A 23478-nucleotide genomic window follows, 5' to 3' on the forward strand; every position below is an offset into this window, starting at 1 on the left:
CTTCCATCATCCCTGATGTCAGCTTCAGCCTGACAGGCGGATCGGCATGATCAGGTAACGGTAGTCGGGAGCGCCGTCGCCGTCCACCGGCTTGCCCCCGGTGAGGATGGCGGGCTTGGTGGACGTGGTCATCTGCAGCCGGGCCACGTCGGAGTCGATCGCACCCAGCCCTTCCAGCAGGAACTGGTGGTTGAAGGCGATGTTCATCTCCTCGCCCTCATAGTCCACGGGCAGCACCTCGACGGCCTGCGCCTCGTCGCCGCTGCCGGCCTCCAGCACGACCTCGCCGCTCCTGAACGCGAGACGCACGGGGGTGTTGCGCTCGGCGACCAGGGCCACGCGCTTGACCGCCTCGACGAACGGGCCTGTGGACAGGTCGGCGCGCGCGGAGAACTCCGTGGGCAGCAGCGAGCGGTACTTGGGGAACTCGGGGTCGAGCAGGCGCGTGGTGGTGCGCCGGCCGCCGCTGGAGAAGCCGATCATGCCCTCGCCGGCGCCGCCGGCCGAGCTGAGCGCGATCTCCACCTCGGCGCCGGACGAGCCGAGGGCCTTGGCCGTGTCGGCCAGGGTCTTGCCGGGGATCATCGCGACGGCCGAGATGTCGGGCTGGCCGGGCTGCCACTTCAGCTCGCGCACGGCCAGGCGGTAGCGGTCGGTCGCGGCGAGGGTGACCAGGTCGCCCTCGATCTCCATGCGGACGCCGGTGAGCATCGGCAGCGTGTCGTCACGGCCGGCGGCGACGGCGACCTGCGCGACGGCGGAGGCGAACACGTCGCTGCCCACCCGCCCGGCGGCCGGCGGCATGGCCGGGAGCGTCGGGTAGTCCTCCACAGGCATGGTGAGGAGTGTGAATCGCGCGCTGCCGCACGTGACGACCGCCTTGGCGCCGTCCACCACGAAGTCCACAGGCTGTGCGGGAAGGGAGCGGGTGATCTCGGCGAGGAGCTTGCCGGAGACGAGGACGACTCCCGGCTCGCCGGTCTGGAGCTCGAGCGTCACCTGGGCGGAGACCTCGTAGTCGAAGCCGGAGAGTTTGAGCCGCTGCTCGTCGGTCACCTCCATGCGCATGCCGGCGAGCACGGGCACCGACGGGCGGGCGGGAAGGCTGCGCGCCGTCCATGCCACCGCCTCAGCGAGGACGTCTCGCTCGATTCGGAACATCACCGTGATCAGCCTCCTGGGTGCCTCGTTGAGATTTCAAAGTGTCTCGCCTCCCGCACCTCCGGTCCGGGAGAACCCTTCTATGGGTCTTGAGTTCTTTCTAGATGAGATAAGTGGTCATCACACTAGGGGGTGTGGATACTGTGGACAACCGGCGTTTCCGCTGCTCAGGCCGCCTGTTTTCATCCACCGCCCCTGTGGGTGACGCCTGGGGACAACTTCGCCGCCTGGGGATGACGAAAAGTTGTGCACACGCTGTCCCCAGACCAGGGGGTGTTCATCCACCGGTCATCCACAAGGTTTCCACCGGTTATCCACGGGGTAAACCGCCTGTTCGCGCGGCCTCAGATGACTGTGCACAGGGCGTCCACAGGACATCCACAGGTTGTCCCCAAGTTATCCGCAGGATGTCCCCAGCTTTATCCCCAGCCCTTGTGGGCGAAATTTCCGGGCATTGTGGGGCGGCTGACGGCCGTCCGTGCGCGTTTCCCCTGGTCCACAGTGTTATCCACAGGCTGTGCATAACTACTCAGGACCCGCTGGTGGTCTGTTTGATGCGCATTGTCAGCTCATTGACCTGGTTGTACATCGACCTGCGCTCCGCGATGAGGGACCGGATCTTGCGCTCCGCGTGCATCACCGTCGTGTGGTCGCGGCCGCCGAACTGCTGGCCGATCTTCGGCAGCGACAGCTCCGTCAGCTCGCGGGCGAGGTACATCGCGATCTGACGGGCGTTCACCAGCGCCCGGCTGCGCGAGCTGCCGCACAGGTCGTCGATGCTGATGCCGAAGTACTCGGCGGTCTTGGCCATGATGGTCGCGATCGTTATCTCCGGGCCCGACTCGGAGGTGATCAGATCCTTCAGCACCACCTCGGCGAGCTGCAGGTCGACGCCCTGCCGGTTGAGGCTGGCGAACGCGGTCACCCTGATGAGGGCGCCCTCGAGCTCGCGGATGTTGGTGGAGATGCGGCTCGCGATGTACTCCAGCACCTCGGGCGGCGCGGCCAGGCCCTCCTGGATCGCCTTCTTCCTGAGGATGGCGATGCGGGTCTCCAGCTCGGGCGGCTGGACGTCGGTGATCAGGCCCCACTCGAACCGGTTGCGAAGCCGGTCCTCCAGCGTGATGAGCTGCTTGGGCGCCCGGTCGCTGGAGATGACGATCTGCTTGTTGGCGTTGTGCAGCGTGTTGAAGGTGTGGAAGAACTCCTCCTGCGTCTGCTCCTTGCCCTCCAGGAACTGGATGTCGTCCACGAGCAGGATGTCGATCGCGCGGTAGCGCCCGCGGAAGCCGTCGGCCTTGTGGTCGCGGATGCTGTTGATGAAGTCGTTGGTGAACTCCTCGGAGCTCACGTACCTCACCCGCGCGCCGTCGTACAGGCTCTGCGCGTAATGACCGATGGCGTGCAGGAGATGTGTCTTGCCGAGCCCCGAGTCGCCATAGATGAAGAGCGGGTTGTACGCCTTCGCGGGGGACTCGGCCACGGCCACGGCCGCGGCGTGTGCGAACCGGTTGCTGGCCCCGATGACGAATGTCTCGAATGTGTACTTCTGGTTGAGTCTGGCCGGTTCGCTGGGTTTTGTGCTCTTCGCCTCCCACCGGTTCGGCGGCGGCTCCGGCGCTTTCTCCACAGGCGGTGTGTACGGCTGGGCCTGTTCAAAAGTGAAGCCAGGCTGTGGATATTCGGTGGATGACTGAGCCGGCTCCGCCTGTGGAGAATAGAACTGCGGGGGCTCCGAAACGGCGTAATGCTGGGACGACGGGGGCTGTGGGAAACGCAGCTGCTGATCCACACCCTGGGGATAACCATTGCCCACAGGCTGTTGATGAGGCTCTTGGGAAGGCTGCTCGGGGGCCGTCGTGTCGATCATCACGGCCAGCCGCACGGCCTTGCCGAGCTCCTGCGACAGCGCCGTCGTCACCGGCTGGCGCAGCTTGCCCTCGATGAGGTCCTTGAGGAAGTCGTTGGGGACGCCCAGCACGATCGTGTCGCCGGCCGCGGCGATCGGGCGGACCATGGAAAGCCACGTGCGCTGCTGGACGGGGACGTTCTCGTTGATGAAGTTGCCCAGAGCCCTGGACCAGACCGTGGCGAGCTCGGCAGCGTTCATGGCGCCACTCCCCTCCTTCCTTTCCGCGGCCCCCCGCGATTGTTATCCACACCCGGGTGCCGTCTGCGTGACGGTCGACCCCGTCCGTCCACAGCCCGGGAACCGCGCGCGATACCCCGGATCTCCACAGGTGATCCACAGGATGTCCACAGCCTCACATGGCCCTGGAGTGGCCGACAGTAGCTATGTGCACAGGCTGTGTACAAGACGTTGTCCACAGCCTAGTGGCACCTGGGTGCACATACTGTGGACGCGGCCGGGGCGGTGGAAAACCTGCCTGTGGACAGGTGGATAACCTCGCGGTGGCGTCCGCCGGTTTGACCTAGGACGCGTCTGGCCCGTAACGTACGACGGTCGGCTTGCCACGCGACGGCTATTTCGCGTGCCCTCGCTTCCACGGCAGGCCAGCCATGTGTTTCAAGCGCCCCTGGGCGCACCATCAAGCCTGGAGCCCACCCGTGAGCAAGCGTACTTTCCAGCCGAACAACCGTCGTCGCGCGAAGACCCACGGCTTCCGGCTGCGGATGCGCACCCGGGCCGGCCGCGCCATCCTCGCCGCCCGTCGTCGCAAGGGCCGCGAGAAGCTGTCGGCCTGATCGCCCCGCGCCTGATAGTCCGCCCGCCGGTGATGTCCGCCGGCGGGCAATAGGCGTATACGGTCCTTTCACGTGCTGTCCCGAGAATCCCGCATGCGGCGCGGGGAGGAGTTCCAGGAGGCGATCAAGCGCGGCAGACGCGCCGGTCGCCCCACTTTGGTGGTGCATCTCGTTGTTTCAGGGGATGAGACACCTCGGGTGGGTTTCGTGGTGAGCCGAGCCATCGGTGGCGCCGTCATACGCAACAAGGTCAAGCGTCGGCTTCGACACCTGATGCGGGACCGTCTCGCACGGCTGCCGAGAGGTAGCCTGCTTGTGGTACGCGCCAATCCACCGGCCGCGTCAGCGCGATCCGAGCACCTAGCCGCCGAGCTTGACCTCGCACTGGATCGACTCCTGAGGCGGCGTGAGTCCTCGATGGATGGACAAAGATGACGGAGCAGCCGCAGGGGATGCCGAGCCTCGCCGCTCGGGCACTGATCCTCCCCATCCGGTTCTACCGGGCCTTCATCGGCCCGATGCTCGGTCCGCACTGCCGTTTCCATCCTTCGTGCAGCGCATACGGACTCGAGGCGATCGCCGTACACGGTGCATTGCGCGGCACCTGGCTGACTGTCCGGCGCATCGGGCGGTGCCATCCATTTCATCCCGGAGGTATAGACCCGGTGCCCCCACGCCCGGTTCGGTCCCACGAAATGCAAGGGAGATAGCTCGGTGGAGCTGTCCTGGCTGAGCTGGCTCTATGAAGCCGTAGCCCACGTCATCATCTGGATCCATACGGGATACAGCACAGTCCTCAACCCGGACGGCGGGCTGACCTGGGCGCTGACCATCATCACGCTGACCGTGTGCATGAGGATCCTGATCTTCCCCCTGTTCCTCAAGCAGATGCGCTCGTCGCGGAAGATGCAGGAGCTGGCTCCCAAGGTCGCGGAGCTGCGTAAGCGGTACAAGAACGACAAGCAGCGCATGAACCAGGAGGTCATGGCGCTGTACCAAGGGCAGGGCGCCAACCCTCTCGGCGGCTGCCTGCCTGTCGTCGCGCAGTTCCCGATCTTCATCTCCATGTTCACCGTGCTGCGGGCGATGGCCGACGGCCGGCCCGTCTACGGCATGACACAGGAGCTCGTCGACAGCGCCCGGTCAGCGCACATCTTCGGCGCGCCGCTGCCCGCCAGCTTCTTCATGTCCGAGGCGCAGATCCAGGGCTTCGACGCGACGGTCATCCAGACCAAGATCGTGCTGGGGATCTTCGTGGCGATCAGCTCGCTGACCACGTTCCTCACCGTCCGGCAGAGCGTCGGCCGCTCCATGGCCCAGATGCCGGACAACCCCATGGCGCAGCAGCAGAAGATCCTCATGTACATCTCGCCGCTGTTCGCCTTCTTCAGCCTGAACTTCCCGCTCGGCCTGATCCTCTACTGGGTCACCACCAACCTGTGGACGCTCGGCCAGCAGCACTGGTTCTACAGCCGGCACCCCATGCCGCAGTACGACGCCAAGGGCAACGTCATCCCCGTCCAGCCCAAGCAGGGGCTCATCTCCAAGATCCGTGGCACCACTCCCGAAGAGCAGGCGCCCCCCGCTCCGCCCGAGCCTAAGATCGTCAGACAGCAGCCCACCCGCCAGCCCCGCAGCAAGCGAACCGGCAGCAAGAAGTCGTGAACACGAAGGAGAGGGCGGTCATGACCGAGGCCGAGCAGGAGAAGGCTCCTGATCTCAACGCGCTCGAGCAGGAGGGCGAGATCGCGGCCGACTACATCGAGGGCCTTCTCGACATCGCCGACATCGACGGCGACATCGACATGGACGTCGAGGGCGACCGTGCCCTCGTCTCCGTCGTCGGGCTCAAGGGCAACGAACTCGTCGGACCTGAGGGCGAGGTGCTGGAGGCGCTCCAGGAGCTCACCCGCCTGGCCGTGCACCGGCAGACCGGGGAGCGGTCGCGCCTCATGCTCGACGTCGCCGGCTACCGTGAGCGCCGCCGCGCCGAGCTGACCAAGCTGGGCAGCGAGGTCGCCCACCAGGTCCGGGAGAAGGGCGAGCCCAAGTCGCTGAGCCCCATGACCCCGTTCGAGCGCAAGATCGTCCACGACGCTGTGGCCGCCGCCGGGCTCCGCAGCGAGTCCGAGGGCGAGGAGCCTCAGCGGTACGTGGTGGTCTTCCCCGCCTGACCCTCGGCCCCGTGCACCAGTCCGGCCGCCAGCCCCGACACGCGAGGGCTGGCGGCCGTTCGCATCTCCCCCTCTTTTCGCCCGCCTTGGGAGGTACGCGACCCCGTACGGAAGCGCGGGACGCCCGGCGGGGTGGTTCGGTCGTCTCCCGGTGACGTCTCGTACGAGCCGCACTCAAGAAGGTGGCTAGCCTTGACTCGACACCGCCCGCGGACCGCCGCAGAGGTCATCCGTCACCACCCCGAGAAAGGGCCACCTACCAGTGAGCGATGAGCTACCCGCTCCGCCCGGCATCGCACGGGACGTCTTCACCGGCGAGGCATGGGACCGGGCGAACACGTTCGCCGAGCTCCTGGCCGGGCCGGGCGTCGTGCGCGGCCTGCTGGGCCCGCGCGAGGTGCCGCGCATCTGGGACCGTCACCTGCTCAACTGCGCCGTCGTCGCCGAGGCCGTGCCCGAGGACGTCAGCCTGGTCGACATCGGCTCCGGCGCCGGGCTGCCCGGACTGGTGCTGGCGATCGTCCGCCAGGATGTTCAGGTCTCCCTCCTGGAGCCGTTGCTGCGCCGCACCGTCTTCCTGGAGGAGTGCGTCGAGGCGCTGAAGCTGAGCAACGTCGAGGTGGTGCGCGGCCGGGCGGAGGAGCTGGCGGGCAAACGGGTGTTCGACGTGGCGAGCGCTCGCGCGGTCGCGCCGCTGGACCGGCTGCTGAAGTGGGCCATGCCGCTCCTGCGCGAAGGCGGCGAGCTGATCGCCATGAAGGGGGAGCGCGCCGCCGAGGAGCTCGCCGAGGCCGAGCCACAGCTCCGGGCCGTTGGAGCGAGGACGGCTGAGCTTGTCACAGTCGGGCGCGGTAAGGTCGAGCCGCCTGCGACACTGGTCCGGGTGGTAGCAGGTCGCTCGCCGGAGGTTGCCAGGCGGCGACGAAGGAGGTGACGGTGGTGCCAGTCGCGTCAAGCGGTCTTGGCTGGCCCGACGGTCCTCTGGCCGAAAGTCCCACGGGCGTGGGCTGGCCCGAATTGGGCGTGTCGCCGCAGCGAATTCCCGACACCGGCCCACCACGGGTTGAAAGGATGGCCATCGTGACCCAGACCCCACTGAACCCCGGCGATTCCCCTTTGGTACGAGAGGCGCTCAGCTCCGTGGTTTCACGTGAAACATCTGCGACTCAGGCGGCCACCCAGGCCGAGGACGCTCCCGGCGGCAGTGAGAGTACGTGGCCCCGCCCGTCGAAGTGCAGAGTGATCGCGGTTGCCAACCAGAAGGGCGGCGTCGGCAAGACCACGACCTCCGTCAACATCGCGGCGGCGCTCTCCATGAATGGCCAGCGTGTCCTGGTCGTTGATCTTGACCCTCAGGGCAACGCCTCAACGGCGCTGGCCACCGAGCACCGCGGTGACGTCCCCGACGTGTACCAGGTCCTGGTGGACGACCTCCCGATGGCCGACATCGTGAAGCAGGTACCCGACATGCCGGGCCTGTACTGTGCGCCTGCCACGATCGACCTGGCCGGCGCGGAGATCGAGCTGGTCTCGCTGGTGGCCCGCGAGGCGCGCCTGCGCCGTGCGTTCAGCGCGTACACCGCCGAGCTGGACTACATCATCATCGACTGCCCGCCGTCGCTCGGCCTGCTGACGGTCAACGCGCTGGTGGCCGCGGACGAGGTCATGATTCCCATCCAGTGCGAGTACTACGCCCTGGAGGGCCTCGGCCAGCTCCTGCGCAACGTCGACCTGATCAAGGCGCACCTCAACCCGACGCTGCGGCTGTCGACGATCGTCCTCACCATGTACGACGGGCGCACGCGCCTGGCGTCGCAGGTGGCGGAGGAGGTGCGGGCGCACTTCGGCGAGACGGTCCTCAACACCGTGATCCCGCGCAGCGTCCGCCTGTCGGAGGCGCCCAGCTACGGGCAGTCGGTCATGACGTACGACCCGGGATCGAGCGGCGCCATGGCGTACATGGACGCGGCCAGAGAGATCGCCCACCACGTCGTGGTGTAGCACCTCGACCGAACCGGCGGGAACTCCTCGGCGCCCGCTACGGAGAAGAATTTCCCACCGGAACCCGAGCAACGCCGGCGGCGGCGCCTGTGGCACGCCCGCGCGCAGCGAGTGGGACTCGCCACGTGCACCCGGGAGGGCGGCCGTGGCGGAGTCGGCCGGGACGCTTGGCAGGTGGCCACCACCGCTGAGACTCGGCAGGTGACGCCGGCATGGGCTCGCCACGTGTCCGCCTTGGCATGCCCGGGGTCCGGCTTGCCAGGTGTAAATCAGGAACAACGGCGTGTGGCGAGGACACACCGGGCCGCGTCGGCACCGGTAACCTCTCCTGGAGTGACCGGATTCGGCCGGGTGGAGGAGACGCAGTGAGTCAGCAGCGGCGGGGACTGGGCAAGGGACTCGGGGCGCTCATCCCGACCGGTCCCATCGGTGACGGCACGGGGACGGCGCCGGCCCCCGCCAACGGCGCGACCACCGAGAGCGGCCCCCTGCCGATCGCCGGGGCGTATTTCAGGGAGATCCCCCTCCAAGCCATCGTGCCGAACCCTCGGCAGCCACGTGACGTCTTCGACGAGGAGCGGCTGGAAGAGCTGGCGGCCTCCATCCGCGAGGTGGGTCTGCTGCAGCCGATCGTCGTCCGCTCGGTCGGCGGTGGCGAGTACGAGCTGATCATGGGGGAGCGGCGTTGGCGTGCCTCCAGGCTGGCGGGGCTCGACCCGGTGCCGGCGATCGTGCGCAACACCCAGGACGACGACCTCCTCCGCGACGCCCTCATCGAGAACCTCCAGCGCGAGCAGCTCAACCCCCTCGAAGAGGCCGCCGCCTACCAGCAGCTCCTGGACGACTTCAGGGCGACGCACGAGCAGCTCGCCCAGAAGGTCGGCCGCTCCCGCTCCCACATCACGAACACCCTGCGCCTGCTCAACCTCCCGCCCGAGGTGCAGCTCCGGGTGGCGGCCGGCACCATCAGCGCCGGTCACGCCCGCGCCCTGCTCGGTCTCGACAGTGCGGCGGAGCAGACCCGGCTGGCGGACCGGATCGTCGCCGAGCTGCTGTCGGTACGGGCGGTCGAGGAGATCGTCGCGCTCGGCGGTGCGACGGCGGCCCCCAAGCCCACTCGCGAGCGCCGCCCCACCAACCGGCCCACCGCCCCCGGCCTCACCCACCTCGCCGACCGCCTGTCGGACCACTTCGAGACGAAGGTCAAGGTGGACCTGGGCCGGCGCAAGGGGCGGATCGTGGTGGAGTTCGCCACGATCGACGACCTGGAGCGCATCATCGGCACCATGGCTCCTGAGGCCGCCCGCGCCATGCGGGAAGCCGGCGCCTGACCGCTGTTTCACGTGAAACAACGCCGCCCTGAGCGCCGCCCTGTTTCACGTGAAACCACAGCGCGCTGGACGCCGTCGCCCGTACCACCTACTCACCACAGCGGCCTGGCGCCGGCTGTACCACCTGTCACCCCAGCGGTCTGGCGCCGCCTGTTTCGCCTATCACTGCCGCGGGCTTACGCCGTCGCCTGCCTGAAGCCACACCATCTCGTCGCTCAGGCTCGCGCCTTGCCGGCTCCTGGTGCCCGCCGTCGCCGTCGCCGCTCGGTCTAGTTGCCTGTCGCTCAAGCTTGTCGTCGGTTGCTCTCCTGGCCGGTCGCCCAGTCGCCAGTCGCCAGCCGCCGGCGCCGGTCCCCGGTCGTGGGTTGCTGATCGCTGGTCACCAAGAGGCGCATCGCCTGTCAGGCCGTGACCGGAGGCCCCAGTGTGCGCCCTGCCTACGCGTCGGCTGGGCACCCAGCAGACGCCCAATGCGCGCTTTCGCCCCAAGGCGCGCTTCTGCCCCAGCGCTGCGCCCCGCAGCGCGCGCTCCAACCTACGCTGCCTCCGTGTACGCCCGACCGTGCGGCCTCTGGCTACGCCCCAGACCGTGCGACCTTCCTCTTCGCCGCCGCCCCCAATTGCGCGGTCAGGCTTTCGGCGGTGCCGGCGAAGCTCCCCGTGCCGGGCGGTGTGAGCCTGTCCCCGGCGGCTCGGCGTTCGTCGTGTTTCACGTGAAACCATGTCGTCCGGCCACCCGTTCCACGTGAAACCAAGGCCGCAGGCGAGCGGCTGTTTCACGTGAAACAGTGCCCGCCGAGCAGATGCGAGCCAGAAGTGCCGATCAGCACGCCAGTCCAGTGACGCCAGTTCAGCGACGCCGTTTCACGTGAAACATGGGAGTGAGACACAAGCGCGGGAGAGCGCCCATAGAGCACCCTCAGGCACCGACCGCCTTGCGGATGTCGTCCAGAAAATCGTCCACGTGTTCCGGCGTGGTGTCGAAGGCGGTCATCCAGCGGACCACACCCGCGTCCTCGTCCCAATGGTGGAAGAGGTAGCGCCCCAGCAACGCGGCGGCCGCGTTCTTCGGCAGGGCGGCGAAGACGGCGTTGCTCTGAGGCGGGTAGGCCAGTGAAACCCCCGGCAGCCCTTCGATCCCGGCAGCCAGGCGGGCGGCCATGGCGTTCGCATGGGCGGCGTTGCGGCGCCACAGCTCGTCCGTCAGCAGGGCCGAGAGCTGCGCCGAGACGTACCGCATCTTGGAGGCGAGCTGGAGCGACTGCCGCCGCAGGAACGGCACGGCGTGCGCCAGGGACGGGTCCAGGACGACCACCGCCTCGGCCGCCAGCGCGCCGTTCTTGGTGCCGCCGAAGCTGAAGACGTCCACACCGGCGTCCGTCGTGATGGTCCGAAGGTCGCACTCCAGGTACGCGGCGGCGTTCGCCAGCCGGGCGCCGTCCACGTGCAGGCGCATCCCCGAGTCGTGCGCGACGCGGGCGAGCGCGGCGAGCTCGTCGGGGGAGTAGCAGGTGCCGAGCTCGGTCACCTGGGAGACGGAGACGACGCGCGGCTGCGGCTCGTGCGGGAGGCCCAGAACACCCAGACGGCTGGTGATGTGGTGCGGGCGTAGCTTGCCGTCCTCCGTCGGGACGGTGATGAGCTTGACCCCCAGCAGCCGCTCCGCCGCGCCGGTCTCGTGCGTGGCGATGTGCGCGGTCTCCGGGCAGATGACGGCGTCGTAGCGGCCCAGCATGAGGGCCAGCCCGACCATGTTGGCCCCGGCGCCGTTGAACACGGCGAACCCCTCCGCCTCGGCGCCGAACACCTCCTTGACCTGACGCTCGAAGCCCTCGGTCCATCGGTCGCCTCCGTACGCGGGGGCGTCGCCGTCGTTGGCGGCCGTCATGGCGTCGAGGACGGCCGGATGCACGCCGGCGTGGTTGTCGCTGGCGAAGCTCTTGGGATAGATGGAATCGATCAGCACATGACCAGGCTACTGATGCGGGCCGAGCCGCCCTCCTGGCGGAAAGCCGCTCGGCGGCGGTCAGCCCTGGGCGCGGCCGGCCGCGTGGCGGAGCAGGATGAGGCAGAGGTCGCCCAGGTCCTGACCCGCCGCCTCTGCCGCCATCGGCAGGAGGCTCGTCTCGGTCATGCCGGGCGCGACGTTGACCTCCAGGAAGTGCGGCTGTCCCGAAGCGTCCACGATGAGATCGGTCCGGGAGATGTCGCGCAGTCCCAGCGCCGTGTGAGCCTTCACGGCCGCCTCGGCGCAGGCGGCCGCGGCGTCGGGTGTGAGGCGGGCCGGGGCGAAGAACTCGGTGTGCCCTGCCGTGTAGCGGGCCGCGTAGTCGTAGACCCCGGCGTCCGGAACGATCTCGACCGGCGGCAGCGCCACGGGACCGTGCCCGAGGTCGACCACCGAGACAGCCACCTCCACTCCTTCCACGTACCGCTCGATCAGCGCGGTGTCGCCGTAGGCGAAGCAGCCCACCATCGCGGCGGGCAGCTCCTCGGCGGTGCGTACGAACGAGGCGCCCAGCGCGGAGCCGCCCCGAGCGGGCTTGACGAAGAGGGGAAGGCCGAGCCGCTCCACGATGCGCCCGAGCACGGCCGTGGCGCCCAGGTCGTGGAACGTCTCCTTCGGCAGCGTGACGGACTGCGGCGTCCGCAGTCCGACCGAGCGGACGACCCCCTTGGCGGTGGGCTTGTCGAAGGCCACCCGGCACGCGTCGGGATCCGCGCCGACGTACGGCACGCCGAGCAGCTCCAGCACCGAACGGATCGCGCCGTCCTCGCCGGCGCCTCCGTGCAGCGTGACGAAGACGGCGTCCGGCGGATCGGCGAGAATGGAGGGCACGAGCGACGCGTCGGTGTCGCGGGTCTCCACGTCGATGCCCGCCGCGCGCAGCACCTCGCTCACGCGGCGGCCCGAGCGCAGGGACACCTCACGCTCGTACGAGAGGCCCCCGGCCAGCACGAGCACGTGGCCCAGATCGCTCATCACATCTCCTCCGCTGATGGCACGCTGTCCAACCGTACCGGCGGCGGGCAGCCCTGGTGCACGGCGGGCGGCACCGGCTGACCGCGTGGCGTCATCCAGTCGTTCGGTGTGCCGCCCGGTCCGGGCCACGGTGCGGCGCAGACAGGCGGAGGGTTGCGGGGAATGCGTGCGGTGCGGTCACTGCCGTGCGATCGCACAGCACACGCCATACAGCGAGCCCGCACCGAGACGGGACCGTACGGGCCGGCGTCCGCGGGGACACCGGCCCGTACGGGTACGAGTGCAGTGGAACGAAGAGCAGGCGTGAGGGGGAGCCTCAGGCCAGGTCGGGGCCCGGTGTGTCGACGCCCGCGTGCCCGCGCGTGGACCCGGTGCCGAACGTGTCGCGCAGCTGGATCTCCTGCTCGATCACCCCGGAGAGCCGTCGCACGCCCTCCCGGATGCGGTCCGGCTCCGGGTAGCAGTACGACAGGCGCATGTTGCGCGCCCCGCTCCCGTCCGAGAAGAATCCCGTGCCGGGCACGAAGGCCACCCGCTCCGCCACCGCGCGCGGCAGGATGGCCTTGGAGTCGAGCCCCTCGGGCAGCGACGCCCAGACGAAGAACCCGCCTCCCGGCCGCGTCCAGGTGACCTCGGGCGGCATGAGCGCCCCCAGGGCCTCCAGCAGCGCGTCACGGCGCTCCCGATACAGCTCCCTGAACGACTTGATCTGCTCCCGCCATGGCTGCGTGGCCAGGTACTGGCCGACGGCGAGCTGCGTGAACGACGAGTGCGACAGGACGGCCGACTCCATGGCCAGGATGAGCTTGTCGCGGATGGCGTGCGGGGCGAGCGCCCAGCCGACGCGGAACCCGGGCGCGAGCGTCTTGGAGAACGACCCGAGGTAGACCACCCCGTCGGCGTTGTCGGCGCGCAGGGCGCGCATCGGCTCGCCGTCGAAGCCGAGCAGCCCGTACGGGTTGTCCTCGACGATGAGCACGCCGGCCCGCTGGCAGATGTCGAGCACCTGCTGGCGGCGGGCCACGTTGAGCGTGACGCCGCCGGGGTTGTGGAACGTCGGGATCGTGTAGAGGAACTTGATCGGCGCCCCGGCGGTCTCCAGGGCGTAGATGGTCTGCGCCAGCGACTCGGGCACGATGCCCTGGTCGTCCATGGCGACGTGCACCACCTTGGCCTCGTACGCGGCGAACGTCCCGAGGGCGCCCACGTAGGAGGGGCCCTCGGCCAGCACCACGTCGCCGGGGTCGATGAAGATGCGGGTGATCAGGTCGAGCGCCTGCTGCGACCCCACGGTGACGACGACGTCGTCCGCCCCGGCCTGAATCCCCTCCAGCCGCATGACCTCGCAGATCTGCTCGCGCAGGTGCGGATCGCCCTGGCCGGAGCCGTACTGCAGAGCCACCGGGCCACGCCTGGTGACCAGGTCGGAGACGAGCTCGCCGACCATGTCGAGGGGGAGGGCCGTGACGTACGGCATGCCGCCGGCGAGCGAGACCACCTCTGGTCTCGACGCGACGGCGAAGAGAGCTCGGATCTCGGAGGCGACCATCCCGGTAGCTCGCGCGGCGTACCGGTCGACGTAGGCGTCGATGCGCGATCCATGGATCGCGGGTGTCTGACCGTGATTGAGCTCTTCTGTCACGGTCCACCTCCTCGGTGTCAGATAGACCTGGAACAACAGATTACGCCAGTCGGGCATGTCGCCCGTGACCGGGCTGGACGCCGTGGTACCCGCTGACGGCGTCCCACTGAGCTACGATGCCAGCTGGGGACGCGGTTTTCGCGGGCTTTTCCGGGTCAACGATTGGGGCCGTAGTTGTCGCGCCGGCTGGTCAACATCACCCTGGACAATCTTGACGATCTGCCGCGCCGTTGCAGGCGGTGCGTGTTCTGGGAGCTCGACCCGCTCGGCGGCGAGCGCGCGGTCGACTCGGGAGACCCCGCGCTGGAGAAAGAGGCGTGGATCTCCGCCACCCTGCTGGAGTGGGGCAGCTGCGGGAAGATCGTGTATGTCGACGGGGTGCCCGCCGGGTTCGTCCTGTACAGCCCGCCGCTCTACACCCCGCGCTCCCTCGCCTTCCCCACCTCGCCGGTCAGCGCGGACGCGGTGCTGCTGATGACGGCGCACATCATCCCCGAGTTCTCGGGCGGCGGCCTGGGGCGGATGCTGATCCAGGGCATGGCCAAGGACCTGACCCGGCGGGGCGTCAAGGCCATCGAGGCGTTCGGCGACCTGAAGTGGGAGGAGCCGAGCTGCGTGGTGCCGGCCGACTACCTGCTCTCGGTCGGGTTCAAGACGGTACGGCCGCATCTGCGGTTCCCCCGGCTACGGCTGGAGCTGAAGACGGCCGTGTCGTGGCGCGAGGACGTCGAGGTGGCGCTGGAGCGGCTCCTCGGCTCCATGAGCCCGGAACGGGCCCTTCGCCCCGTCTGAGCCACTTCTGGCCCCGTACAACCGGAAGGCCCCCCGCGTGAGCGGAGGGCCTTCGTCATCGGTGCAGCGTGGTCGCGGAGCCTCAGATGATGCCGTCGAGCTCGCGCAGCAGCATGGCCTTCGGCTTGGCGCCGATGATCTGCTTGACCACCTCGCCGTTCTTGAAGACGTTCATGGTCGGGATCTGCAGCACGCCGTAGTCGCGCGGCACGTTGGGGTTCTCGTCGATGTTGAGCTTGACGATCTCCAGCTTGTCGCCGTGCTCCTTGGCGATCTCTTCGAGGATGGGCGCGACCTGACGGCACGGGCCGCACCACTCGGCCCAGAAGTCGACCAGAACGGGCTTGTCGCTCTTCAGGACGTCGGCCTCGAACGTGGCGTCGGTTACTGCCTTCACGGTGTGCGCTCCTTAACTTTCGTGTGCGGCGAGCCAGCGCTCGGAGTCGAGCGACGCCGAGCAGCCGGTGCCGGCCGCGGTGATGGCCTGACGGTAGGTGTGGTCGACGACGTCGCCGGCGGCGAACACGCCGTCGATGTTCGTCTGGGTGCTGGGGGAGGCGACCTTGACGTAGCCCTCATCGTCGAGGTCGATCTGGCCCTTGACCAGCTCGGTGCGCGGGTCGTGGCCGATTGCGAGGAAGAGGGCGTCGGTGGCGAGCTCGCACTCCTCACCGGTCTTCACGTTGCGCAGCTTGACGGCCTCGACCCTGGACTCGCCGAGGACGTCCACGACCTCGCTGTCCCAGACGAAGCGGATCTTGTCGTTGGCGAGCGCCCGCTCCTGCATGATCTTGCTGGCGCGGAGCTGGTCGCGGCGGTGGACGACCGTCACCATGCGTCCGAACCGGGTCAGGAACGTGGCCTCCTCCATCGCGGTGTCACCACCGCCGACCACCACGATGTCCTTGTTGCGGAAGAAGAAGCCGTCACAGGTGGCACACCAGGAGACGCCCCGGCCGGACAGCCGCTTCTCGTTCTCCAGGCCCAGCTCGCGGTAGCGCGAACCCATCGCCAGGATGACCGACTTCGCGTAGTAGGTGTCGGTGTAGGTCTTGATGACCTTGGGATTGGCTTCGAGGTCGACCTCGACCACGTCGTCGGCCATCAGCTCGGCGCCGAACCGCTCGGCCTGCTTGCGCAGGTTGTCCATCAGGTCGGGGCCCATGATGCCGTCGGGGAACCCCGGGAAGTTCTCCACGTCGGTGGTGTTCATCAGGGCGCCACCGGCGGTGACGGAGCCTTCGAAGACCAGCGGGTTGAGCTCGGCGCGCGCGGAGTAGACGGCCGCGGTGTAGCCAGCGGGCCCGGACCCGATGATGATCACGTTACGAACGTCGCTCAACGCTCCCACGCCTTCCTCGTCTGTTTTTGCCAGTGGCGTCAACAGATCCTAGGCCGCGGAGATTCCCACCCCTGCCCGCGACGCCCGGATCAAACGAAAGAGCCCGCCGAAGCGGGCTCTGACGTGTGCTCACGATCGACAGGTCACCAGCGGCCGATCTTCGGCTTGCGCAGGTTCTTGCAGTGGAACGGGTCGACGACGTCGACGCGGATGCGCTTGGCCGTCTCGTCCCGCCGGGACACCACGATCACGGCCTCCTGGCCGTTGTACTGACCCTGGTCGACCGCGAAGATCTTCAGCTTGGTACGGCCGGCGACCTGATTGACGCACGTCGCCACCTTGTTGGTGTCGGCCGTGACGCCGGCCACGATCGGAGCGGGGGCCAGGAAGCCCCCCAGGCGCTGCCGCAGCTCGCCGTCGCTGTAGTTGTGGCCGCTGTCGGTCAGCGCGTACGGCCTGGCCTTCGCCACCTCCTTGGTCGGGGCGGGGGCCGGCTGGGCCGCCACCTGCCGGCTGGAGCCCGAACCGCCGCCATCGGCCACGAGCAGGTTGCCGGAGACGACGACGCCGCCCACGACGGCCGCCGCGGCAGCGGCCGCGACCGCCGGCATAGCCCACCGGCGGCGTCGGGCCACCCGCCGCGCCGGGACGATGGTCCCGTCGTCGGCGACCACTCCGAGCCGTACGGTCTCCTCGGCCTCCGCCGCGTGGGCCGGCTCCTCGTAGGAGGGGACCGTGTGGACCGGCTCCGGCGCCAGGCGCGCTGCGGGCCTGAGGCGGACCGGCTCGCTCACCACGGCGGGCTGCTCCCATGGAGCGTCCCGCATGAGCTTGTCCCAGTCCGGCGCCTCGGCGAGGTCCACGCCCCCGCGCCGCTGCTCGGCCTCGGCGGCGAGTGCCTCGGCGGCGAGCGCCTTGTCGATGCGCAGTGCGACTCCCATCGGCATGGCCGGTGTGGGCGTAGCCGCGAGCACCTCGCGAACCGCTGCCAGGTCTGCCAGGAGCTCCCCACAGGGGTCGCATACCGCGAGATGGTCGCGGACCTGGCGGGCCGTGCCGGCGTCCAGGAGGCCCTCTGCCAACTCGGCGAGGATCTCCAGATCGTAGTGCGTATCACCCGTCACGAAGTTCTGCTCCCTTCCCGGATGAGACGCGACCGAGGTCCGAACGGTTCCGCAGATGCGAAAGAATCGGGGCAAGCTTCGCCCGGCCTCGGGCGCATCGGCTCTTGACGGTGCCGCTGGGCACGCCGAGCACCTGAGCTGCGTCTTCGACCGAATAACCCATCATGTCGACGAGCACGAGAGCCGCCCGCTGGTCGGCCGGGAGCCGTTTCAGCGCGGCAGAGACCTCCATCGAGACCTCCCGCTCGACCGTGTGGTCGGGCAGGGGCGTCTCGCGCTCGGCGGCCTCGATGAGCTCGTCGTCCGCGACCGGCCGGATGGACTTGCGGCGCATCCGGTCGAGGCAGGCGTTGACAACGATGCGGTGGAGCCAGGTGGTGACGGCCGCCTCGCCGCGGAACGAGCCCGCCTTGCGATAGGCGGACACGAACGCGTCCTGCACGGCGTCGGCCGCTTCGTCGGGGTCGCCGAGCGTGCGCAGGGCGACCGCCCACATGCGGTCTCGGTGCCTCTTGACGATCTCGCTGAACGCGTGTGGATCCCCGTCGATGTGCGCGGTCAGCAGCGCGGCGTCAGTGATCGCCGGCCGCTCCGCTGATGAGGGTGTCTCGGGTGGGGAGTTCACAAGAGGGATTCCTGGTTTATGCCGATCCGGAGGAGTGGACCATTACCTCATAGATGGTGCCATGAAAGCCGCCCGCATCTGCCGGAAGCCGCGTAAACCAGATCAGAACGTACTGCCCGGTGGCCGCTTGATCGGGCTTCAGCGTGACCTTCCCCGAGGCGCCCTTCTGCTTGGTGACGGTCTTCAGCGCCGAAAGATCAGGGGCGTCGCCCACCTTGAGCTCCACGCTCGCCCCGCTCGCGCCGGACAGCGTGGCCACCACGTCGCTGATCTGCACCGGCTTGCCCATGTCGAGCAGCAGGCCGACGCCCTCCTTGAGGTTGCCCAGCTCGGCGGTGTTGTAGTTGTCGGTCTTCCAGAGCGTGCTGGGCTTGCCGTCGATCGCCAGCTCGGCGCCGGTGTTCTCCTCCTTGTCGCCCAAGGGGTCGAACGCGATCGCCCTCTTCGGCTTGACCGCCTGCGGGGCCGCGGTGACGGACGCCGAGGTCGCCGAGGGCGTGCCCTGCGCCTCCGAGCCGCCCTTGCCGCTGCCCAGGCTGCGGCCGATCGTCCACGCGCCGACGCCGACCGCGGCGATGACGAGCAGCACCACGACCGTCATGAGCACGCGGTTGACCATCCCGCCGCGCTGGGAGCTCCCGCGCTGTGGGACGGTCAGGTGCTGGATCGGCGGCTGGGGCCGCGGCGGCCGTACGTCGGTGTCGAGGCCCTCCGACGGCGAGGTGACCGTCACCGAGGGCGGGGCGGCGTTGTAGTCGATGGGGATCGGCATCGGCCGCGCGACGCCCGCCAGCGCCTCGGCCACGGCCGCCGGGCTGTTCAGGGCGCCGTGGCCCTTGCGCGACTCGGGCAGGCACGCCTTGACCGTGACGGTGTCGAGGTAGCTCGGCACTCCGGCGGTGACCTGGCGTGGCGTGCAGACGTGGCCGTCGGTCATGGGAGCGGGCGGCAGGCCGCCCTCCTCCTCGTCGCCCGGCCAGTGGCCGGTCAGACCCGCGTACAGCAGCCGGCCCAGGCCCTCGGCGTCGTCCAGGGCGGGCTGGTCGGTGGTGAGCCCCGACAGGGCCGCGTCGACGGCGACGCCCAGCACCTTGACGGTGTTGCCGGTCGTCCACACCAGGTGGGACGGGCGCAGGCACAGGTGGTACAGGCCGGCCTCGTGGGCGTGCGCGAGGGCCTCGGCAGCCTCGGCCACCAGCCCCGCCGCCCGCTCCGGGTCCAGCGGGCCGGCCGCGACCAGGTCGGACAGGGTCTCGCCGGTGACCCACTCGCTCACGACGTAGGAGTAGTCCTCCTCCTCTGCCGCGTCGAACACCTGCGTCAGCCGCGGGTCGGTGAGCCGGCTGGCGGCCCGGGCGGCGGTGACGACCTCGTGGACGCGGGGGAAGTCGGCGGAGAAGGTGTGGACGGCGACGGGGCGGGCGAGGATCTCGTCGATGGCCTTCCACAGAGTGGCGCCGTCGGACTCGGTGACCCGGTCCTCGAGCCGGAAGCGTTGGGCGAGACGAGTGCCGGGTTCGACCGCCGACGTGCTCACTGACTCACTCCGCTCGGCTGATCGGGCGTGCTCATGACTCGGGTGGCCTGCGTGGTCGTGTCCCACGTAGGCACGCTATGCCGGGTGGATCCGCCCACGCCCCTCCTGCTTCCATTCGCGCGTGTGGGCACCATGGTAGTGCCGCGCCGGTTCCGCCCGTGATTCCTTACCGGCTTCCTTACCGGCCCAACCGCCCGGCAACCATCCCCACGATCGAGTTGACCTCGGGGATGCGCATACGGTGAGCCACGGCGAGGTACAGCAGCATGCCCACGCCCCCGCCGACCACCAGGATGATCACCGAGGTGAGGAAGCTCAGCCCGCCGAACGCGAGCTGGACCAGCCACACCACGGCCAGCGCCAGCACGGCCGTGGGCAGAGCGGCGAGGTACATCCGGGTCATGGCCATGCCGATCTGCCAGCCGCCCAGCCCGTGCACCCGCCGGGAGGCCAGCCACCAGGCGGCCACCGCCCCGAGAGCGTACGCGACGGCGTAGGCGAAGGCCAGTCCCATCACCGTGTAGGCATACGGGAGCACCTGATACATGATCCACATGAGCAGTGCGTTGACCACGGTCGTGGCCGCCCCCACGTACACCGGGGTCCGGGTGTCGCCGAAGCTGTAGAAGACGCGCAGCAGGAGCTGGAAGATCGCGAACGGCACCAGGGCCAGGCCGTACACCTGCAGGACGTTGCCGATGTAGACGGCGTCCTGGAGCGGCACGGACCCGTGCGCGTAGATCGGCACGGTGATGGCCGGGCCGAGCACCATGAGCAGCAGCGACACCGGGACCATGATGGAGCCGATGAGCCGCACGCTGGAGGCGAACTCGCTGCGCACGTCGCCGAACCGGCCCTCGCTCACCGCGCGGCTCATGCGCGGCAGCATCGCCGTGATCACCGAGACCCCGATGATGCCGTACGGGAGCTGGAAGAGCTGGAAGGCGTAGGTGTAGGGGCTGATGCCGTGACCCGAGACGGAGTCGCCCGCGGAGCTGGCCAGGTTGGTGGTCAGCATGAAGCCGAGCTGGGTGACCACCACGTAGCCGATGGTCCACGCGCCCGCCCGGCCCATCTCGCCGAGCCGGGCGTTGCGCAGGTCGAAGCGGGGCACGAACTCGAACCCGGCCCGCCGCAGCGCCACGATCAGCACGACCGCCTGGGCCACGATGCCCGCGGTGGTGCCGAGGCCCAGCAGGGCGAGCTGCCCGTCGGTGACGCGGCCGATGTCGTCGCCCGCGTCGCCCACCACGACCACGTAGGCGAGCAGCACGCAGATGACCACGACGTTGTTGAGCACGGGCGCCCACATGGGGGCCGCGAAGCGGTCGCGGGTGTTGAGGATGGCGCCCGCCACCGCGCCGACGCCGAAGAAGGCGAGCTGCGGCAGGATGAAGCGGGCCAGCGTCACCGCGACGTCGAACTTACGCCCGCTCCAGCCCGTGGTGTAGAGGTCGATGAGCAGCGGCGCGGCCAGCACGGCGATCACCGCGACGACGGCCAGTGCGACCGCGGACAGGCTCAGCAGGCGCTGCTCGTAGGCGCGACCGCCGTCGGGGTCCTGCTTCTGCGCCCGGACGATCATCGGCACGACGACGCTGCTCAGGACGCCGAGCAGCAGCAGGTCGAGGATGCTGTACGGGATGGAGTAGGCCGCGTTGTAGGCGTCGCCCATGCCGGCGGTGCCGATCGCGATGGCCAGCACCATGGTGCGCACGAAGCCCGTGACCCTCGACACCATGGTCCCCGCGGCCATGACGGCGCTGGCCCGGAGCATGCGGCTCATACGGTCTCACTTTCCCGACTCTTGGCGGCCCGTTCGAGCCGTCGCTGCGATCTGCGCCTGAGGACCCGCGTCACGACCGCGGCGAGCATGACCGTCAGCGCCGCGCCGACGATCACCAGGGCGATGCCGGTGTAGCCGGTGGTGCGGATGATGAGCTTCACCGGCTTGCCGTACGGCTTCCCGTCGGAGGTGAGGAGCTGGACGGTCACGGCGGAGTCGCCGCTGACGCCGGGCGTCGCCTGCATCGCGACCGGGAGGGTGCCGCTCTGGCCGTTGCCGCCGATCACCAGCCGCCGGGGCTCCTGGACGTCGACGACCTTCAGCAGCTTGTGGTTGTTGGAGACGACGCGGACGTCGACCGTCACCTCGACCGGCAGAGAGTTCTTGACGCTGATCGGCACGACGCCGTCGGACCCGGCGAGGGTGCGCGGCCGGTCGGGGTCGGCGCCGGTGATCGTGATCATGTCCATCCGGTCGTCCACGGCGTCGGCGACCAGCTCGGCCGCCGCGCGCCCGGCCCGCGTCTGGTTGCGCCAGGCGGAGGACGTCAGCCGCAGCACGGCCGCGTCGAACGCCGACGGCGGCTTGTCCGTGGTGATGAGCGAGGTGAGGTCGGCCTTGCGGGCGATGTCCTTGATCGGCGTGAGGTACTTGGCGCCGAGCTCTTCCTTGCGGTCCTGATCGGTGTAGGTGAGGCCGGCGCGCGCCGGCTGTGCCGACTGGCCGGTCTGGACCGTCTTGGCCTTGGCCGGCTTGACCGAGTCGAGCGGGGTGAGCGTCAGCCACGGCAGGCTCTTCGCGGTCTTGAGCAGGGCGGAGACCAGCGTGGGGTTGGGGTCCCAGCGGCGGGAGGGCGCGATGACCAGCGAGCGCGGGGTCGTCTGCCCGGGCTCGGCGGAGATCATCGCGGTCTCGGCGATGAAGCGCTGGCGGCTCAGCAGCACCGAGCCGGCGCCGCCGCCGGGCTCGAAGAGCCGGCTGAGCGCGGGGTCGGCGACGAGCGCCGTGACGGGCCCGGCGACGCTGTACAGCGTGGCCGCGGCGTCGGGGGTGACGGCCCCGGGCGCGAGGGCCGCCTGCTGCGTCGTCTCCGTTCCCGGCTGCTGCTGACCCTGCGGCGGCAGGTTGGTGGAGTTGAGCAGGACCTTGCGCACCTGGGCGACGCCGGGCTTGCCGACGGCCAGCAGGTCGAGCGCGTCGGCGTCGAGCAGCCCGGAGGCCGGCCAGTTGATCGAGGTCGACACCTCGGGCCTGAGGAGCTGGGTGGCCTTCTGCCCGCCCAGCTCGATCGCCCGGCCGACCTGCGTGTCGAACCCCTTGTGAGCCAGCGCGGCCACGTCGGGGTCGGCGTACGGGGTGGCCACGACGGGGGAGTCGGCCAGGGCCTCGCGCAGGTCGGTGAGCCACTGCGCGGCCGCGCTGTCGGCGGGCTTCTTGACCGGGCCGTCCTTGGTGCTGACCGTGTACGGCTTGGACATGGCGGTCACGTCGTCGAGCAGGGCGGGGTCGAGGAACCAGGTGACGCTCTCGGGCGCGGCCTTGGCGATGCGGAGGAGGTCGGCGAGCCGGCCCTTGCCGGTCAGCGCCGGGCCCAGCTTGTCGTCGGCGAAGTTCGGGTCGTCGGCGCGGTGCGGCTGGTCGATCAGCGGGAGGGCGACGGCCAGCTTGTTGCGCACCGGCTTGGGCTGCGGGGGCGCGTACGTGATGAACGTGCGCTGGACGGCGAGCTGCCGCCAGCCGAGCTGCTGGACCTCGATCGCGATCGGGTAGACGCCGAAGCGGGGCGTGCCCGGAGCGGCGAGCTGCGCCGGGGTCAGCGTGATCTCCCACGGGGTCGAGGCGCCCGCCGCCAGCGACGCGATCGTCATGGCGGACCTCCCGGAGACGTTGCCCGGGGTCTGCGGGTCGCTCAGGTCGGCCTGGTAGGCCTCGACGGCGGCCCGGTTGGGGAGCGGCTGCGGCGAGTAGCGCAGCCGTACGAGCAGGCCGGTCAGGGCGGTGCCGGTGTCGTTGCGCAGGGTGCCGGAGATCTTGATCTCGTCGGCGGCGCCCTTGGCCCAGTCGGGTGTGATGGAGGACACGATGAGGGCCAGCCCCTGGCGGGCGGCCTGGGCGGATGCCTGGGCGGGCGCCGAGGCGGTCGTCGTCCTCGCGGCAGCAGCGCCCGGCGTCACCGCGCCCAGGGGCGCGAGCAACGCGGCGGAGACGACGGCGAGCAGCGTGGCCTTACGGATCACGCGTCCGCCCGGGCTGGAGTACGGCGCACGCCCGCAA

21 protein-coding genes are annotated in these 23478 nt (G+C 69.6%); 9 read left to right on the forward strand and 12 right to left on the reverse strand.

Features of this window, described 5'->3' with window-relative positions; all coding sequences use genetic code 11:
* Window positions 1-24 precede the first annotated feature (24 nt).
* Together dnaN and dnaA are read right to left on the reverse strand one after the other, a co-directional pair.
* Complete coding sequence (dnaN, locus tag ABZS51_RS16700) at window positions 25-1164, reverse strand: DNA polymerase III subunit beta (RefSeq protein WP_310707764.1); 1140 nt, start codon at window positions 1162-1164, stop codon at window positions 25-27.
* A 526-nt stretch (window positions 1165-1690) separates the two neighbouring features.
* Window positions 1691-3271 (reverse strand): chromosomal replication initiator protein DnaA, encoded by a 1581-nt coding sequence (gene dnaA / locus ABZS51_RS16705; RefSeq protein ID WP_355441265.1) that lies wholly within the window; start codon window positions 3269-3271, stop codon window positions 1691-1693.
* A gap of 458 nt (window positions 3272-3729) precedes the next feature.
* Here dnaA and rpmH point away from each other — a divergent pair, with 458 nt between their 5' ends.
* From rpmH to ABZS51_RS16745, 8 genes are all read left to right on the forward strand, one after another.
* Window positions 3730-3867, forward strand: coding sequence for a 50S ribosomal protein L34 (gene rpmH / locus ABZS51_RS16710; protein WP_043614899.1), 138 nt, complete (start codon window positions 3730-3732; stop codon window positions 3865-3867).
* 72 nt (window positions 3868-3939) lie between these two features.
* The gene (gene rnpA / locus ABZS51_RS16715) at window positions 3940-4302 is read left to right on the forward strand and encodes a ribonuclease P protein component (RefSeq protein WP_355441268.1); all 363 of its coding nucleotides are present in this window, start codon (window positions 3940-3942) and stop codon (window positions 4300-4302) included.
* A 17-nt stretch (window positions 4303-4319) separates the two neighbouring features.
* Window positions 4320-4577: a membrane protein insertion efficiency factor YidD gene (gene yidD / locus ABZS51_RS16720; protein ID WP_310708156.1), complete on the forward strand. Its 258-nt coding sequence runs from the start codon at window positions 4320-4322 to the stop codon at window positions 4575-4577.
* A gap of 4 nt (window positions 4578-4581) precedes the next feature.
* Window positions 4582-5532: a membrane protein insertase YidC gene (yidC, locus tag ABZS51_RS16725; protein ID WP_310707767.1), complete on the forward strand. Its 951-nt coding sequence runs from the start codon at window positions 4582-4584 to the stop codon at window positions 5530-5532.
* Window positions 5533-5552: 20 nt separating this feature from the next.
* On the forward strand, window positions 5553-6041 hold the full coding sequence (locus ABZS51_RS16730; RefSeq protein ID WP_310708157.1) for a R3H domain-containing nucleic acid-binding protein: 489 nt from the start codon (window positions 5553-5555) through the stop codon (window positions 6039-6041).
* A gap of 262 nt (window positions 6042-6303) precedes the next feature.
* Window positions 6304-6975, forward strand: coding sequence for a 16S rRNA (guanine(527)-N(7))-methyltransferase RsmG (gene rsmG / locus ABZS51_RS16735; protein ID WP_355441272.1), 672 nt, complete (start codon window positions 6304-6306; stop codon window positions 6973-6975).
* 137 nt (window positions 6976-7112) lie between these two features.
* On the forward strand, window positions 7113-8042 hold the full coding sequence (locus tag ABZS51_RS16740; protein ID WP_355441275.1) for a ParA family protein: 930 nt from the start codon (window positions 7113-7115) through the stop codon (window positions 8040-8042).
* Between the two features lie 365 nt (window positions 8043-8407).
* Window positions 8408-9373 (forward strand): ParB/RepB/Spo0J family partition protein, encoded by a 966-nt coding sequence (locus ABZS51_RS16745; protein WP_355441278.1) that lies wholly within the window; start codon window positions 8408-8410, stop codon window positions 9371-9373.
* 919 nt (window positions 9374-10292) lie between these two features.
* On the opposite strand, the gene ABZS51_RS16750 is transcribed toward ABZS51_RS16745, so the two are convergent.
* The 3 genes from ABZS51_RS16750 to ABZS51_RS16760 form a co-directional block, all read right to left on the reverse strand.
* Window positions 10293-11339: an aminotransferase class V-fold PLP-dependent enzyme gene (locus tag ABZS51_RS16750; RefSeq protein WP_355441281.1), complete on the reverse strand. Its 1047-nt coding sequence runs from the start codon at window positions 11337-11339 to the stop codon at window positions 10293-10295.
* Window positions 11340-11399: 60 nt separating this feature from the next.
* Window positions 11400-12356: a D-alanine--D-alanine ligase gene (locus tag ABZS51_RS16755; protein WP_355441283.1), complete on the reverse strand. Its 957-nt coding sequence runs from the start codon at window positions 12354-12356 to the stop codon at window positions 11400-11402.
* Window positions 12357-12672: 316 nt separating this feature from the next.
* On the reverse strand, window positions 12673-13905 hold the full coding sequence (locus ABZS51_RS16760; protein WP_310708158.1) for a PLP-dependent aminotransferase family protein: 1233 nt from the start codon (window positions 13903-13905) through the stop codon (window positions 12673-12675).
* A gap of 267 nt (window positions 13906-14172) precedes the next feature.
* Between ABZS51_RS16760 and ABZS51_RS16765 the strand changes: the two genes are divergently transcribed.
* Window positions 14173-14790, forward strand: a complete 618-nt coding sequence (locus ABZS51_RS16765) for a GNAT family N-acetyltransferase (RefSeq protein WP_310707773.1) — start codon at window positions 14173-14175, stop codon at window positions 14788-14790.
* Between the two features lie 82 nt (window positions 14791-14872).
* On the opposite strand, the gene trxA is transcribed toward ABZS51_RS16765, so the two are convergent.
* From trxA to ABZS51_RS16800, 7 genes are all read right to left on the reverse strand, one after another.
* Window positions 14873-15187: a thioredoxin gene (gene trxA, locus ABZS51_RS16770; RefSeq protein ID WP_310707774.1), complete on the reverse strand. Its 315-nt coding sequence runs from the start codon at window positions 15185-15187 to the stop codon at window positions 14873-14875.
* 12 nt (window positions 15188-15199) lie between these two features.
* Window positions 15200-16132 carry a thioredoxin-disulfide reductase gene (gene trxB / locus ABZS51_RS16775; RefSeq protein ID WP_310707775.1) on the reverse strand — a complete coding sequence of 311 codons (933 nt, stop codon included), beginning with the start codon at window positions 16130-16132 and terminating at the stop codon, window positions 15200-15202.
* 143 nt (window positions 16133-16275) lie between these two features.
* Window positions 16276-17256: a zf-HC2 domain-containing protein gene (locus ABZS51_RS16780; protein ID WP_355441287.1), complete on the reverse strand. Its 981-nt coding sequence runs from the start codon at window positions 17254-17256 to the stop codon at window positions 16276-16278.
* Window positions 17246-17881 carry an RNA polymerase sigma factor SigM gene (gene sigM / locus ABZS51_RS16785; protein ID WP_355441290.1) on the reverse strand — a complete coding sequence of 212 codons (636 nt, stop codon included), beginning with the start codon at window positions 17879-17881 and terminating at the stop codon, window positions 17246-17248. The genes ABZS51_RS16780 and sigM overlap by 11 nt, the downstream gene beginning before the upstream one ends.
* 16 nt (window positions 17882-17897) lie before the next feature.
* The gene (locus tag ABZS51_RS16790; protein WP_355441293.1) at window positions 17898-19418 is read right to left on the reverse strand and encodes a protein kinase family protein; all 1521 of its coding nucleotides are present in this window, start codon (window positions 19416-19418) and stop codon (window positions 17898-17900) included.
* A gap of 178 nt (window positions 19419-19596) precedes the next feature.
* The gene (murJ, locus tag ABZS51_RS16795) at window positions 19597-21204 is read right to left on the reverse strand and encodes a murein biosynthesis integral membrane protein MurJ (RefSeq protein ID WP_310707779.1); all 1608 of its coding nucleotides are present in this window, start codon (window positions 21202-21204) and stop codon (window positions 19597-19599) included.
* Window positions 21201-23441 (reverse strand): DUF6049 family protein, encoded by a 2241-nt coding sequence (locus tag ABZS51_RS16800; RefSeq protein WP_355441296.1) that lies wholly within the window; start codon window positions 23439-23441, stop codon window positions 21201-21203. Before ABZS51_RS16800 ends, murJ begins: the two co-directional genes overlap by 4 nt.
* Window positions 23442-23478 lie beyond the last annotated feature (37 nt).

The organism is Nonomuraea sp. NPDC005501 (assembly GCF_040605905.1).
Classification (GTDB): Bacteria; Actinomycetota; Actinomycetes; order Streptosporangiales; family Streptosporangiaceae; genus Nonomuraea.

Excerpts from the sequence above, each read along its gene's own strand:
- dnaA (WP_355441265.1), bottom strand. The coding sequence starts at position 3,271 with ATGAACGCTGCCGAGCTCGCCACGGTCTGGTCCAGGGCTCTGGGCAAC.
- yidD (WP_310708156.1), top strand. The coding sequence starts at position 4,320 with ATGCCGAGCCTCGCCGCTCGGGCACTGATCCTCCCCATCCGGTTCTAC.
- ABZS51_RS16730 (WP_310708157.1), top strand. The coding sequence starts at position 5,553 with ATGACCGAGGCCGAGCAGGAGAAGGCTCCTGATCTCAACGCGCTCGAG.
- ABZS51_RS16740 (WP_355441275.1), top strand. The coding sequence starts at position 7,113 with ATGGCCATCGTGACCCAGACCCCACTGAACCCCGGCGATTCCCCTTTG.
- ABZS51_RS16755 (WP_355441283.1), bottom strand. The coding sequence starts at position 12,356 with ATGAGCGATCTGGGCCACGTGCTCGTGCTGGCCGGGGGCCTCTCGTAC.
- ABZS51_RS16760 (WP_310708158.1), bottom strand. The coding sequence starts at position 13,905 with ATGGTCGCCTCCGAGATCCGAGCTCTCTTCGCCGTCGCGTCGAGACCA.
- murJ (WP_310707779.1), bottom strand. The coding sequence starts at position 21,204 with ATGAGCCGCATGCTCCGGGCCAGCGCCGTCATGGCCGCGGGGACCATG.